Annotated in this window: 11 protein-coding genes; 5 read left to right on the forward strand and 6 right to left on the reverse strand. The window is 68.5% G+C overall.

Annotated features, from left to right (window positions below):
• Positions 1-5: 5 nt before the first annotated feature.
• The 3 genes from IB278_RS19585 to purB form a co-directional block, all read right to left on the reverse strand.
• Positions 6-2144, reverse strand: coding sequence for a TonB-dependent receptor family protein (locus tag IB278_RS19585; protein ID WP_225613027.1), 2139 nt, complete (start codon positions 2142-2144; stop codon positions 6-8).
• Positions 2145-2225: 81 nt separating this feature from the next.
• Entirely contained in the window at positions 2226-3368 is a 1143-nt protein-coding gene (locus tag IB278_RS19590) for a PepSY-associated TM helix domain-containing protein (protein ID WP_192324904.1), read from the reverse strand.
• Positions 3369-3503: 135 nt separating this feature from the next.
• Entirely contained in the window at positions 3504-4883 is a 1380-nt protein-coding gene (gene purB / locus IB278_RS19595) for an adenylosuccinate lyase (RefSeq protein WP_145739140.1), read from the reverse strand.
• 121 nt (positions 4884-5004) lie between these two features.
• Between purB and IB278_RS19600 the strand changes: the two genes are divergently transcribed.
• Positions 5005-5616 carry a glutathione S-transferase N-terminal domain-containing protein gene (locus IB278_RS19600; protein WP_145739142.1) on the forward strand — a complete coding sequence of 204 codons (612 nt, stop codon included), beginning with the start codon at positions 5005-5007 and terminating at the stop codon, positions 5614-5616.
• 287 nt (positions 5617-5903) lie between these two features.
• On the opposite strand, the gene IB278_RS19605 is transcribed toward IB278_RS19600, so the two are convergent.
• On the reverse strand, positions 5904-6521 hold the full coding sequence (locus IB278_RS19605; protein ID WP_145739144.1) for a glutathione peroxidase: 618 nt from the start codon (positions 6519-6521) through the stop codon (positions 5904-5906).
• A gap of 130 nt (positions 6522-6651) precedes the next feature.
• Here IB278_RS19605 and IB278_RS19610 point away from each other — a divergent pair, with 130 nt between their 5' ends.
• The 3 genes from IB278_RS19610 to IB278_RS19620 all read left to right on the forward strand — a co-directional run bounded on the left by IB278_RS19610 (position 6652) and on the right by IB278_RS19620 (position 8989).
• On the forward strand, positions 6652-7509 hold the full coding sequence (locus IB278_RS19610) for a ferritin-like domain-containing protein (protein WP_145739146.1): 858 nt from the start codon (positions 6652-6654) through the stop codon (positions 7507-7509).
• A gap of 39 nt (positions 7510-7548) precedes the next feature.
• Positions 7549-8430 (forward strand): RNA polymerase sigma-70 factor, encoded by an 882-nt coding sequence (locus IB278_RS19615; RefSeq protein WP_192324906.1) that lies wholly within the window; start codon positions 7549-7551, stop codon positions 8428-8430.
• Positions 8431-8521: 91 nt separating this feature from the next.
• Entirely contained in the window at positions 8522-8989 is a 468-nt protein-coding gene (locus IB278_RS19620; protein WP_192324908.1) for a carboxymuconolactone decarboxylase family protein, read from the forward strand.
• Positions 8990-8998: 9 nt separating this feature from the next.
• On the opposite strand, the gene IB278_RS19625 is transcribed toward IB278_RS19620, so the two are convergent.
• Positions 8999-10126, reverse strand: coding sequence for a septal ring lytic transglycosylase RlpA family protein (locus IB278_RS19625; RefSeq protein WP_192324910.1), 1128 nt, complete (start codon positions 10124-10126; stop codon positions 8999-9001).
• Positions 10127-10235: 109 nt separating this feature from the next.
• The gene (gene glnE / locus IB278_RS19630) at positions 10236-13031 is read right to left on the reverse strand and encodes a bifunctional [glutamate--ammonia ligase]-adenylyl-L-tyrosine phosphorylase/[glutamate--ammonia-ligase] adenylyltransferase (RefSeq protein ID WP_192324912.1); all 2796 of its coding nucleotides are present in this window, start codon (positions 13029-13031) and stop codon (positions 10236-10238) included.
• A 157-nt stretch (positions 13032-13188) separates the two neighbouring features.
• Between glnE and IB278_RS19635 the strand changes: the two genes are divergently transcribed.
• Positions 13189-14388 (forward strand): YhdP family protein (locus tag IB278_RS19635; protein ID WP_412556331.1); only part of this gene is annotated, 1200 nt, incomplete at its 3' end.

Below are 14388 nucleotides of genomic sequence, written 5' to 3' on the forward strand. Positions count from 1 at the left end.
CCGCGTCAGAACGCCACCGAGGCCTGCAGGTACAGCGTGCGCGGCTGGCCCACGTACTTGCCGCCGTTGTTGTCGACCGAGCGGTTGTAGTAGCGGCGGTCGAACAGGTTCTTGACGCCGACGGCCAGCTTCAGGTTGCTCATCGAGGGGCCGAAGTCGTACGCCGCGCGCAGGTTCATGGTGGCGTAGCCCGCGATATTGCCGAGCCGGCCGTTCGGGTCTTCCAGCGTGATGTATTGCGCGCCGTCGTCGGGCGAGCCCGGCGAGCGCTGCTTCGATTGCGCGTACACGTCGGCATTGAAGGTCCACGGCCCGCGCTCGTAGCGCGCGCCCAGCGTGGCCACCTGGCGCGAGTAGAAGGGCAGGTCGCGCCCGGCAAAGGCCCCGGCCTTGGCAATCGCCTGCGTGTAGGTGTAAGTGGCCGACACCGACAGGCCTTTGAGCGAATCGCTCAGGCTGCCGAGCTGGTAGCGCAGCGCCGACTCCAGGCCGCGGTGCCGCGTGGCGCCCAGGTCGGTCCACTGGCCGACGTCGCCGGTGATCGAGCGGGCCAGCAGCAGCTCCTTGTCGAAGTTGATGTTGAACAGCGTCAGCTCGCCGCTCCAGGCCTCGCCCTTGTAGTGCGTGCCGATCTCGTAGGTCTTGGCCTTCTCGGGGTGCAGGCCGGTGGTGGACTGCGCGAGCTGCGCATATTGCTGCGGCCCGAACGAAACGCCGGCATTCGCGAACACCGACCAGCGCTCGTTCATGCGGTAGAGCACCGAGAGCGTCGGCAGCACCTCGTTGGAATCGATCTTCGGATAGTTCGCGCCGGTAACGCGGCCGTTGGCCAGCGTGAAGACGTCGTTGTGCGAGCGGATCGATTCGTAGCGCACGCCGGGCGTGACCGTCCAGTTGCCGAAGTCGATGCGGTCGTCGATGTAGACCGCGTGGGCGGTGGTGCCGCCCTTGCTCGACTGGTAGGCGGGCTGGGCGAGGGCATAGGCGTCGAAGCCCGGGCTCGGCCGGTAGTAGGCGCTGCGCGTCGCCACTTCGGAGGCTTCTTCCTTGAGGTAGCGCGCGCCGACGCTGATCTCCTGCACCACGCTGCCCGAATCGATCAGGCGCGAGTAGCGGGGCTCGAAGGCGTAGGTCTTGTAGTTGCGCGGCGCGGAGGTCAGGCGCCGCCGGCCGGCGTTGGCGCCGGTGCCTTCCTGCTCGAGGTAGCTGCTGCGGTAGGAGTCCGTGTAGTAGCTCAGCATCTCGAACTTGTTCACGCCGTCGTCGTGCGTGTACTTGACCGAGCCGTCGGTGCGGCGTCCCGTGAATTCGTCGAACGGGCGGTCCGACTGGAACGGGTCGGCCGCGAACTGCGCGGTGCTCAGCCCGCCCGGCATGCGGCCCTTGCCCTCGAAGTGATGCAGCGTCACCGCGATGTCGTCGGTCTTCGACAGGCGGTAGGCGCCCTTGAGCATCAGGTCGTCGATGCTGGTGTGGTCGTTGCTCCGGCGAAAGCCGTCGCCGTGCGTGCCCGAATAGAGCAGCGCCAGGCCCAGGCCGTTCTCGTTGGTGCCGCCGATGAACAGGCTGGGCGTGGTCTTGGTGCCGCCGCCGTGGCCCGCGCTTTCCACGCCCACACTCACTTCGCCCGCGAACTGCTTGGGAATAGCGCGCGTCACGAAGTTGATGATGCCGCCCACGTTCTGCGGTCCGTAGCGCACCGAGCCCGCGCCGCGCACAACGTCGACCGCTTCCAGGCTGCCGAGCGACAGCGGTGCCAGCGACAGCTGCGGCTGGCCGTAGGGCGCATAGGCCAGCGGCACGCCGTCCAGCAGGATGGTCGAGCGCGGCGACAGCCGCGAGGTGAGGCCGCGCACGCCCACGTTGAGCGAGATGTCGCTGCCGCCCGTGCCGTTGCTCTCCTGCACTTGCACACCCGGAACCTGGCGCAGCGCCTCGCGCACGCTGGTGGCGCCGCTTTCCTGGATCTGCGTGCGCTCGACGATGCTGCGCGCGCCCGGGTGCTCGAGCACCTTGGTCTCGCTGGGCGTGCCGAGCCAGTCGCCCGTGACGGTCACCGCCTCCAGCGACTTCGCGCCGGATGCGGCACCGGCCGGCTCGGCCTCGGCCGCCAGGCTCTGGAAGCTGATGGGGAACAGCGCCATGACCAGTGCGGCGCACTTCTTTTGCTTGAACAAGGCTTCTCCTCGGATATCCATAAAAATCGAAAGCTGCAGGCGTCCGGCTCAGGACGTGGTGCGGTTGCCGCCCGAAAGCGCGATGTCGCGGGCGGCGGCCGCCGCGCGGCGGCGGCGCCACCAGAGCCAGATGCCGCTCAGGCCCAGGCCGCCGAGCGCCAGGCCGAGCAGCATGGTGATCGCCTGGTGCACCGGCCCGCCCAGCACGCCGGTGTGCAGCGGGTAGATCACCACCACCGCGCCGTTGCCGGCGTCCAGGTCCTGCCAGCGGCGCACCGCCAGCACTTCGCCGGTCAGCGGATGCAGCCACACGGAGCTGATGCCGTTCGGATGCGGATCGTCGGCCAGCCGGAAGCGCACGCGCATCGGGCGGTTCGGCCTGGCCGGCACCTGCACGTAGCCGACCGGCTGGCCCGGGAATACGCTTTGCGCGCGGGCCACCAGTTCGTCGAGCGAAAGCCGGGCGCTCGTGGGCGAGCCCTTGGGAACCGCGGGCGGCTTGACCAGCTCCTGGCCCATGGCGGTGGAAATGAAGCCGCCGAGCGGCCGCCAGGCCATGTAGGCGCCCGTGAACACCGACACCGCAATCAGCAGCCCGAGCACCGCGCCGCCGGTGCGGTGCAGGTCGAACAGCCCGCGCAGCAGGCCGCGGTCGAGCGAAATGCGCAGCGACGGCGGCCAGCGCGCGGGCCACCAGAGCACCACGCCGGTGACCAGCAGGAAGAGGTAGGCCAGCGCCACGAAGGCCAGGATGCCCTTGCCTGTGTCTTCCAGCAGCAGGCTGCTGTGCAGCTCGAAGAGCAGGTTGTAGGCGCCTTCGTGCGAGCCGCGCCGGCCTTGCTCCGCGCCGGTGGCGGGGTCGAGGTAGAGGGTGCCGTCCCAGGGGCCGCGCACGTACACCCAGAGCGTCTCGCCGGGGCTGCGCGGCGGGCGCAGCGTGAAGGTGGTGTCGGGGCCGAACTCGGCCACGAGGTGCTGGCGCAGCGGTTCGAGCGGCAGCGTGGGCGTCCCCGTTGCCGCTTCGGCCGCGCTTCGTGCGACGAAGAGCGCGGGATGCGCATGGCGGTCGATCGGCAAGGCCACCACCAGCACGGCGCCCAGCAGCGCTGTGAGGGCCAGGACCGGACCGAGCGAGAGGCCGATCCAGCGGTGAATCTTGAGCCAGAGGCGTCGGAGGGATGCGCGCAGCATGGACAACAGGGGCGTCGAAAAGGCCCCGCCTGGTTGTTGGCTGGCGCGCCGCACGGGGCGCGTTGGCTGGAAAGGGGGCGTGGCACGAAGAAAACAGCCGCCCTCGGGCGGCTGCTGCATCGGCGTGCGGGGAGGCTAGATTCTACTGGCGAGCTCCGCCGCCTTGCCCACGTAGCTCGCGGGCGTCATGGCAAGCAGGCGCTCCTTTTCCGCTTCGGGAATGTCGAGCGAGCGGATCAGGCCGTGCAGCGCCTCGGCCGTCACGGTCTTGCCGCGCGTCACTTCCTTGAGCTGCTCGTAGGCGCCCTGCACGCCGAAGCGGCGCATCACGGTCTGGATCGGTTCGGCCAGCACTTCCCACGAGGCGTCGAGGTCTTCGGCCAGCGCTTCTTCGTTGAGCTCCAGCTTGCCCAGGCCCGTGGCCAGGCTCGCGTAGGCCAGCGTGGCATAGCCGAAGGCCACGCCGATGTTGCGCAGCACCGTGCTGTCGGTCAGGTCGCGCTGCCAGCGGCTGATCGGCAGCTTCTCGCTCAGGTGGCGCAGCACCGCGTTGGCCAGGCCCAGGTTGCCCTCGGCGTTCTCGAAATCGATCGGGTTGACCTTGTGCGGCATGGTCGAGGAGCCGATCTCGCCCTTCTTGAGCCGCTGCTTGAAGTAGCCCAGGCTCACGTAGCCCCAGACGTCGCGCGAGAAGTCGATCAGGATGGTGTTGGCGCGCGCCACCGCGTCGAACAGCTCGGCCATGTAGTCGTGCGGCTCGATCTGGATGCTGTAGGGCTGGAAGCTCAGGCCCAGGCCGAGCGGTGCCGGCGTTTCGATGACCTTGCGGCTGAATGCCTCCCAGTCGAAGTCGGGCCAGGCGGCCAGGTGGGCGTTGTAGTTGCCCACGGCGCCGTTCATCTTGCCGAGCAGTTGCACCGAGGCGATCTGCGCGCGCGCCTTCGAAAGCCGCACCGCCACGTTGGCGATTTCCTTGCCCACGGTGGTCGGGCTGGCGGTCTGGCCGTGCGTGCGCGACAGCATCGAGACGCCGGCGAACTGGTGCGCCATTTCGCGCAGCTTGGCAATCAGGCCGTCGATGGCCGGCAGCATGACTTTTTCGCGTGCGGCCTGGATCTGCAGCGCATGGCTGGTGTTGTTGATGTCTTCGCTGGTGCAGGCGAAGTGCACGAATTCGGCGGCGGCCAGCAGCTCGGGCCGGGCTTCGAACTTGGACTTGATCCAGTATTCGACCGCCTTCACGTCGTGGTTGGTGGTCTTCTCGATGTCCTTGATGGCCAGCGCGTCGGCCTCGGAGAAGTGCGAAACCAGCCCCAGCAGGTACTTGCGGGCGCCGCCCGTGAGCGGCTTGAATTCGGCAAAGCCGCAGTCCGACAGCGCGATGAACCACGCCACTTCGACCTGCACGCGCCGGTGCATGTAGCCCTGTTCGCTCATCAGCGGGCGCAAGGCCGCGAGTTTGGCCGCATAGCGGCCATCAAGTGGGGAGAGGGCGGAAACGGTGGAGAAGCTCATTCCCCGAATTTTAGGTGGCTTGGCGCCGATGCACGTTTGCCACGGATCGGGGCCCGATCTTTGGCCCTTCCCCTAAAATGACCATGAACAAACGTCATCAATGCAAGGGGAGAGAGCTTTCATGAAACTGATCGGATCGGCCGCCAGCCCTTATGTGCGCAAGGTGCGCGTGGTGCTGGCCGAAAAGCGTCTCGACTACCAGTTCGTGATCGAGGACGTCTGGGCGGCCGACACCACCATCGCGCACTCCAACCCGCTCGGGAAGGTGCCTTGCCTCATCATGGAAGGCGGCGACGCGATGTTCGATTCGCGCGTGATCGTCGAATACCTCGACACCCTGTCCCCCGTGGGCAAGCTGATTCCCCAGCAGGGCCGCGAGCGCGCCGAGGTCAAGACCTGGGAAGCGCTGGCCGATGGCGTCATGGACGCCGGCGTGCTCTGGCGGCTGGAAGCCACCTGGTCGGGCCGCAGCGACGGCGAGCGCAGCGCCGCCTGGATCGAGCGCCAGCGCGCCAAGGTCGAAGGCGGCATCGCCGCCATGGCCAAGGGGCTGGCCGACAAGCCCTTTTGCAGCGGCATCCACCTGAGCCTGTCGGACATCGCCGTGGGCTGCGCGCTGGGCTGGCTGGGGTTGCGCTTTCCCGAGATCGACTGGCGCCATGAGCACGCCAATCTCGCAAAGCTGTACGACAAGCTGATGCTGCGGCCCAGCTTCATCGACACCCAACCATGAAAAAAGGCGCCTCTGGCGCCTTTTTCGTTTCAGGGCGCCGGCGTCTGCCGCGCCCCGCCCGTGCGGGAAATACAAAAATGCTGCGAGGCGCCCCGACGCGAAGGAGGGAGGGAGGGAGGAGGAGAAGAATCGCCTCGGGATTTCGACCAGGCAAGACGCCCGGAAGACCTCGCAACATGAAAACTGGAAGGCATTTGCTGCACTCGTTCGTTATGAGCACAGTGTGCCAGTCCGGTTCCCCCTCCAGTGGTAAACGTTTGTGACCGTTAGTTCACGGCGGCAAGCCGTCAGCCCCCGGCCGCGAGCTGGCTCTCGATGACCTTGACGAAGGCGCTCTCGTCGGGCGCCGTCATGCTGGACCAGGCCTGCACCACCTTGCCGTCCCGCCCGATCAGGTACTTGTAGAAATTCCACTTCGGCGTGGTGCCCGAGGCCAGCGCGAGCTGCTTGAACAGCGGGTTGGCATTGGCGCCGCGCACCGACGACTTCGCGAACATCGGAAACTTCACGCCGAAGGTGCTTTCGCAGAAATCGGCAATTTCCTTGTTCGAACCCGATTCCTGCGCGAAATCGTTGGACGGGAAGCCCAGCACCACCAGCCCGCGCGAGCGGTATTTGCTGTCCAGCGCCTCCAGCCCCTTGTATTGCGGGGTAAAGCCGCAGAAGCTCGCGGTGTTCACCACCAGCACCACCTTGCCCGCGTACTGGCACAGCGATTGGGGTTTTTCGTCCTGCAGCCGCGGAAAGGTGTGTTGCAGGATGGGCGGGCAGGCGGCGGCCGCGGCACCGTCGGCCGCGGTGGATGGGGCAGCAGCGGGAGTTGGAGACGGGCTGGGAGAGGGGGCCTGGGCGACCGCCGTGCCAGCGGCAAGGAGGCATGCGGCCAGGGCGGCAGGGATTCGCATAAGAGGGCTCCTGAAGACAAAAAAGTGTGCATTTCGCGCCATAAGACCGCGCTTATCCACACATCATCGCGCGTCTGTCATGGGTGCGCCAAACGAGCCGACTAAAATCGACGGCCTTAGAAAGACTTTGATGCTTTATCCGGAACTCTTCAGACAACTCGAATCTGTCCGCTGGGACATGGACAAGGACATTCCCTGGCAGTCGTTCGATGCTTCGCTGCTGTCCGAAGAGCAGGCGCAGACCATCAAGATGAACGCCATCACCGAGTGGGCGGCGCTGCCGGCCACCGAGATGTTCCTGCGCGACAACCGCCACGATAGCGACTTTTCCGCTTTCATGTCGATCTGGTTCTTCGAGGAGCAGAAGCATTCGCTGGTGCTCATGGAGTACCTGAAGCGTTTCAGTCCCCAGCATGCGCCCACCGAGCAGGAGCTGCACGAGGTGCGCTTCGACTTCGACCCGGCCCCCCCGCTCGAAACCCTGATGCTGCACTTCTGCGGCGAAATCCGCCTCAACCACTGGTACCGCCGCGCCGCCCAGTGGCACACCGAGCCGGTCATCAAGCACATCTACACCACGCTGAGCCAGGACGAGGCCCGCCACGGCGGCGCCTACCTGCGCTACATGAAGCGCGCCATGGAAAAGTTCGGCGACGAGGCGCGCGCCGCGTTCACCAAGGTGGGCGTGCTGATGGCCAGCGCGAGGCGCACGGCCCAGGCGCTGCACCCGACCAACCTGCACGTCAACAAGGCGCTGTTCCCCAACGACACCATCCAGAGCCGCATGCCCGACCCCGACTGGCTCGAGCACTGGCTGGACAAGCAGATCAAGTTCGACGCGGTCTGGGAAAGCAAGGTCGGCGAGCGCATCCTGCACAACCTGAGCCTGCTGATGAACCGCAGCTTCAAGACCGTGCAGGAACTCAACCGCTACCGCAAGGAACTGGCCGCCTCGCTCGGCCCCAGGCCCGAGTACCAGGGCGCATAGCACCTGTCACAAACCCGGTGGGTCGCCCGTCTTGTGAGCATGGACGATCCCACCCTCGCCTTCAACAGCCACCGCCGCCGCCTGCAGGGCATCGCCTACCGCATGCTCGGCTCCGTCGCGGAAGCCGAAGAGGTGGTGCAGGACGCCTGGCTGCGCTGGCATGAGGCCGACAAGGCCGACCTGGGCAGTGCCGAAGCCTGGCTGGTCACCGTCGTCACGCGCCTTTCGATCGACCGGCTGCGCGCCGCGAAGGTCCAGCGCGAGCACTACGTCGGTGCCTGGATGCCCGAGCCCACGCTGACCGGCGGGCCGGACACCCCGGAGCAGCTGCTCGAACGCGCCGACAACATTTCCGTCGCCTTCCTGGCCGTGCTCGAGCGCCTGGCGCCCGAGGCGCGCGCGGCCTTCCTGCTGCGCGAGGTGTTCGATGCCGACTACGACGAGGTGGCCCGCACGCTCGGCAAGAGCGAAGCCGCCTGCCGGCAGCTGGTGCACCGCGCCAAGGCCCAGGTGCAGGAGGCGCGCCCGCGCTTCCAGGTGCCGCGCGAAACCCACCAGCGCCTGCTGCGCGCCTTTGCCGATGCGGCAGCGCGCGGCAGCCTGCAGGAGCTGAAGGCGCTGATGGCGGAAGACGTGGAACTCATCGGCGACGGCGGCGGCAAGGTGCAGAGCTTCAGCAAGGTCCTGCGCGGCAGCCAGCGGCTCGCGCAGCTGTACTTCGCGCTGTGGCGCCGCATGGGCACCGCGGTGCGCATGGAACTGGTGGAGATCAACGGCGAGCCCGGACTCTTGCGTTTCATCGACGGGCAGCTCGAATCGGCCCAGACCTTCGAGATCGAGGACGAGCGCATCGTGCGCGTCCGCGTGCAGCGCAACCCCGACAAGCTCGCGCGCATCGCGCAGATCTATTCGTCGAAATAATTTTCGGATGGCGTGTCACAGGGCCGATGGCTGGCCCGTCTTCAGTGGGTAGCAAGCAGATTTTTCATCTCAACCACCTGGAGCACGCACCATGAGCAACCCCATCGCCCCCCGCCTGACCTGGTTCAAGATCGCGCCCAAGGCCTTCCAGGCCATGATCGGCGTCAACGGCACCATCGAGTCGAGCACGCTCGGCAAGGTGCTGATCGACCTCGTCTTTGCCCGCGTCTCGCAGATCAACGGCTGCGCCTACTGCCTCGACATGCACGTGCGCGACCTGCGCCAGCAGGGAGAGGACTGGCAGCGCATCAACAGCCTGCCCACCTGGCGCGAAGTGAGCTTCTTCAGCGAGCGCGAGCGCGCGGCGCTCGACTGGGCCGAAACGCTGACGCGCCTGCCCGACCATCACCAAGCCCGCGACGCCGAGTTCGAAGCGCTCCAGGCGCATTTCAGCGAGCTCGAGATCGTCGAACTCTCGATCGCCATCGCGCAGATCAACGCCTGGAACCGCCTGGGCGTCGGCATGCGCTCGCAGGTGGCGGCCAAGGCGATGCCCTGAGGCCTCGAATCAGCGTCGCTCGACCACCATCGGCGCGATGCGCAGGCTCTCGCGCAGCTGCGTGACGGCCTCGCCGGCTTCGCTGCGCGAGGCGAACGGCCCGGCCTGCAGGCGGTGCGTGCCGGCTTCGCTGAACACGCGCAGCTGCGGCGCCATGGAGGGCAGGCCGCGCGCGGCCTGGCTCCGCAGGCTCTCGGCGCCATCGCGCTCGCGGAAGGCACCGAGCTGCACCCAGAAACCTGCGGCCGCGGCTGAAGGCGAGGAGGGCGCCGCGCCCTGCGAGGCAACTGCGGGCGCGGGCGGCGGTGCCGTGAGCGGCGCCAGCGGCGGGAGGTCGGTGACCATGATCGGCTGGCGGGGCGATGCGGCCTCCGGCTCGGGCGCCGGCGCGGCCTGCGCGATCCGGTCGGCGGGCGCCGTGGATGCCATGGGCGTTTGCGGCGCGACCGGCATTGCCGAGGCCGGCGCTGCAGCGTTCATCGCCACCGGCGCCACCCAGGCCGAGGGCACGGCCACCGGTGCAGGCTCGGCGCGCGGCGGCTGCGAGGCCGAGGCATACGCCGTGCCCGAATCGCGCCGCCATGCGCCCGTGCGGATGTCCTCGTTCGTGATGCGCTCGATCTCCACCGGCGCCACGCCGCGCAGCAGGTCGAGTTTGAGCGCCGCGGTGTAGCTCAGGTCGATGATGCGGCCGTCGACGAAGGGCCCGCGGTCGTTCACCCGCACGATCACCTCGCGCCCGTTGGCCGGGTTGCGCACCCGCACGTAGCTGGGCAGCGGCAGCGTCTTGTGCGCGGCCGTCATGGCGTACATGTCGTAGGGCTCGCCGCTCGCGGTCGAGGCGCTGTGGAACTTGCGGCCGTACCACGAGGCGATGCCCGATTCGCGGAACGGCCGGTCGTCGGTGATCGGCTGGTAGGCCCGGCCCAGCACCGTGTAGGGCTTGCTGGTGCCGCCGCTGCCTCGGATGGCTTCGATGCGGGGCTCGGCATCGGGCACGCGGTCCAGGTCGGACGGGATGTTGCTGCCCGGGCCGTCGCGGCCGCCCAGTGCGCCGCCGCTGCGCGTGCCGCTCGCGCAGCCCGCGAGAAGGACGGCGACGGCGATGGCACACACCGCCGCTGCTTTTCGATGCATTTCGCGCCAGAAACACCGCGGAACCGGCTTTGCCGGGCCGCCGGTGTTGCCCCCGGTGAGGGGGGTGGCGAAGCGACACGAAGTGCGCGAAGCCTGGGGGTGAGCCAAATCAGCCAAATACCGCCTTCCACAAGGCCAGCATGGCGTCGCGCTCGGCGGCCAGTGCGGGCGGGGTGACCTGGGTCGGTTCTTCGTTGAGGCGTGCACGGTGCTGCACGCGGCGCAGTTCGCGGTAGGCGGCGGCGGCATTGCGGCCGACGCCTTCGGGCAGCAGGCCGGCTTCTTCGGCGCGCAGCAGCAGCGCGATGTTGCCGACGTTGGGAATCAGCTCCGGATGCTCGCCCGAGGCCGACAGCACCAGGAACTGCACCGCGAACTCGGCATCCACCATGCCGCCGGGGCTGTGCTTGACGTCGAAGCGATCGGCCTTCACTGGCCGCGCGCCGCGCAGCTTGTTGCGCATTGCGATGATCTCGGCCTTCAGTGCCTCGCGGTCGCGCGGCGCCACCAGCACGGCTTCGCGCACCTGGTCGAAGCGCGTGCCCAGCGCTGTACTGCCGAGCACGAAGCGCGCGCGCGTCATGGCCTGGTGCTCCCAGGTCCATGCGGTGTTGCTGCCGCGGCCCAGCTGGTAGCGCTCGTAGGCTTCGAAGCTGGTGGTCAGCAGGCCCGAATTGCCGTTCGGCCTCAAGGCAGTGTCGATCTCGAACAGGTCGCCCTCGCGCGTCTTCACGGTGAGCCAGTTGATCAGCTTGCGCACGTAGGCTGCATAGACCTCGCCCGCGCGTTCGTCGTCGTCTTCGTAGACGAACACGATGTCGAGGTCGCTGCCGTAGCCCAGTTCCTTTCCGCCGAGCTTGCCGTAGCCGATGATCGCGAATTGCGGCAGCTCGCGGTGCCTGTTGCGCACATGCGGCCAGCACCAATGGGCGGTTACGCGCAAGGTGGTGTCGGCCAGCGCGCTCAGGTCGTCGGCCACCTGCTCCACCGTGAGCCGGCCGTCCACGTCGCGCGCCAGCGTGCGGAACACCTCGGCATGGTGGGCGTGGCGCAGCAGGTTCAGCAGGCGCTCCTCGTCGGCCTCGCCGGTGCGGCTGAGCGAGGCGTGGCGCGCCTCGAGCTCGCGCTCGAACTCGGCCGCCATGAAGCGGCCCGAGAGCATTTCGTCGCTCGCGAGCTCGTCGATCACGCCCGGGTGCTGCATCAGGTAGCGCGCGGGCCACTTCGCGGCGCCCAAGAGCCGCAGCAACCGTTCCTGCACCGCGGGCCGCTCGACCAGCAGCGCCAGGTAGCTCTCGCGCCGCAGCAGCGGCTCGATCCAGTCGGCCCAGCGCAAGGCGGCGTCCACATGGCGCGGCGTCTGTCCGGGGCCGTCGCCGTCGGGCTCCTTCAGCCAGTGTCCGGTGCGCTGCACCAGCTGGCGCAGCCGGGCGCGCGTTTCCTCGCGCAGCGCCAGCACGCGGGGCTGCTCGCACCAGTTGCGGATGCGGTCGGCAAAGGCCGGCGGCAGGTCGTCGAGCAGGTCGGCCAGGTCGGTGGGGGCGGCGGCCTTCTTGCCGTTGCATTTGCCGTTGCAGGGCTTCTCGCCGCCGAGCAGCTTGTCGAACTCCTGCGCCACGAACTCGCGGTGGGTGTCGAGCTGCTCGAGGAACGGGCAGCAGCTGGCGTAGCCCATGGTCTGCGCGACCCAGCGCAGGTCGTCGTCGGCCACCGGCAGCACGTGGGTCTGCTGGTCGTCCAGGTACTGGATGCGGTGCTCCACGCGGCGCAGGAACTCGTAGGCCGCGGCCAGGGTGTCGGCGGTTTCCTGCGGCATCAGGCCGGCGCGCGCGAGCCGCTGCAGCGCGTCGAGCGTGGGGCGCGTGCGCAGTTCGGGAAACTGGCCGCCGCGCACCACCTGCAGCAGCTGCACGGTGAATTCGATCTCGCGGATGCCGCCGCGCGAGAGCTTGACGTCGTTGGCGCGCTCGGGCCGCCCGGCGCTGCGGCGGGCCGACTGCTCGCGGATCTGCCGGTGCAGCGTGCGCAGCGAATCGAACACGCTGTAGTCCAGGTAGCGCCGGAACACGAAGGGCAGCACGGTGGCGCGCAGGCCCTGCGCAAGGCCTTCCGAGACCACGTCGCGCGGCGCGACGACCCGGCTCTTCATCCAGGCAAAGCGCTCCCACTCGCGGCCCTGCACCTGGAAATATTCTTCGAGCGCATCGAGCGACACCACGCTGGGCCCGGAATTGCCGTTCGGCCGCAGCGCAAGGTCGACGCGGAACACGAAGCCGTGCTCGGTGATGTCGCCCACCAGCGCATAGATGCGCTTCACGGCGCGCGAGAAATATTCCTGGTTCGAGAGGCGGCTGCGGCCGTCGGCATCGCCGCGGGTTTCGCCGTCCAGGTCGTACAGGTAGATCAGGTCGATGTCGCTCGACACGTTGAGCTCGCGCGCGCCGAGCTTGCCCATGCCCACCACCCAGAGCTGCGCGCGCTGGCCTTCGGGGCCCAGCGGGGCGCCATGCACCGCGTCGAGTTCCTGGCAGGCGTCGCGGCAGGCGACGTCGAGCGCGAATTCAGCGAGCTCGGTGACGGCGGTGGTCACCACGGCCAGCGGCGCCTTCGCATCGCAATCGAGGGTTACAAGCCGTTCCATCACGAGCTGCCGCACAATGCGCAGCGCATCGCCGACGCCGTCCCCGCGTTCGCGCAGTGCCTCGTAGGCCTTCGACATCGACTCGCGCCGCGGCGCGCCAGGGGAAAGCAATGCAAGCTCGGCCGCATACCTGCGGCGCAGGCGCTGGACGAAGCGCGAATAGGAAGAGAACGCGACCTCGGTCGCTTCTGTCGATGGCGTGGCTGGCAACTGGTTCACACTGGTGTCGGCTTCCGCGGAACCCCTCTGAATGCTGGCGGTCATAATTCCGGACACAGCGCGATCCTCAATGAACGACACGGCGTCTTCCCCTTCACGTCTGCTCAAGATCACCGCTGCGACGGCGCGCTGGCTGCTGGGTTTACTGATCGCTGCATGGCTTCTGCTGGCACTGTCAGTGGTTGTCCTACACGCGTGGATTGTGCCGCGAATCGGCGATTACCGTGGCGCGCTCGAGGCACAAGCCAGCAAGGCCATCGGGGTACCCGTGCGCATCGGGTCGATCACGGCCCGTTCCGATAGTCTCTTTCCCGCTTTCGAGTTGCGCGACGTGGTGCTGCACGACGCCCAGAAGCGGGAAGCCCTGCGTCTCGTGCGGGTGGTGGCGAGCGTATCGCCGCGCTCGCTGTGGCGCCTCAATTTCGAGCAGCTCTATATCGAGGGGCCGCAGGTCGACGTGCGGCGCGACGTGCTCGGCAAGCTGCACGTGGCGGGCCTCCACATGGACACCGACACCACCGGAGAGACCCGCGCCGCCGACTGGTTTTTCGCCCAGCGCGAGCTGGTGGTCGAAGGCGGCACCGTGCGCTGGACCGACGAGCAGCGCCAGGCCGAGCCCCTGCTCCTGACCGACGTGCGCTTCGTGGCGCGCAACACGGCCCGGCGCCACGGCCTCAGGCTCGACGCCACGCCGCCGGTCGGCTGGGGCGAGCGCTTCACGCTGCGCGGGCAGTTCCGTCAGCCGCTGCTGTCGGTGCGCTCGGGCCGCTGGCAGACCTGGGACGGCCAGGTCTATGCCGACCTGCCCTACATGGACGTCACCCGCCTGGGCCGCTATGTCTCCCTCGACGCCCGCATCCGCGAAGGCAGCGGCGCGCTGCGCCTCTGGGCCGACGTGAAGAGGGGGCAGATCGTGGGCGGCGCGGCGGACCTCGGGCTCGACTGCATCGACGCCTCGCTGGGCCGGGGCCTGCAGCCGCTGGTGCTGCGCGCGGTGACCGGACGGCTGGCCGGCCAGCTGGACGAGGAAAAGCTCGAGTTCTCGACCGCCGCCCTGCAGTTCGACACCGCGGACGGCATGCGCTGGCCCGGCGGCAACCTGTGGCTGCAGCACTCCCCCGCGCGGGGCCGCACGCCGGAGCAGGGCGCCTTGCGCGCCGACCGGCTCGACCTGGCCGCGCTGGCCCTCATTGCCGACCGACTGCCGCTGGGCGATGCCACGCACCGCGTGCTCGATGCCTATGCGCCGCGCGGGCTGGTCGAGCGCATCGACCTGAACTGGCAAGGCTCGCTGGGCGCGCCCGAGCGCTACCAGGCCAAGGGGCGGGTCAGCGGCCTGCGCGTCGCGTCGCAGCCCGCGGCCCCGCCTGAAGCCGCCCCCGCCCCACCGGCCACCGCGGCC

Source organism: Variovorax sp. VRV01 (assembly GCF_014852545.1).
Taxonomy (GTDB): domain Bacteria; phylum Pseudomonadota; class Gammaproteobacteria; order Burkholderiales; family Burkholderiaceae_C; genus Variovorax; species Variovorax beijingensis_A.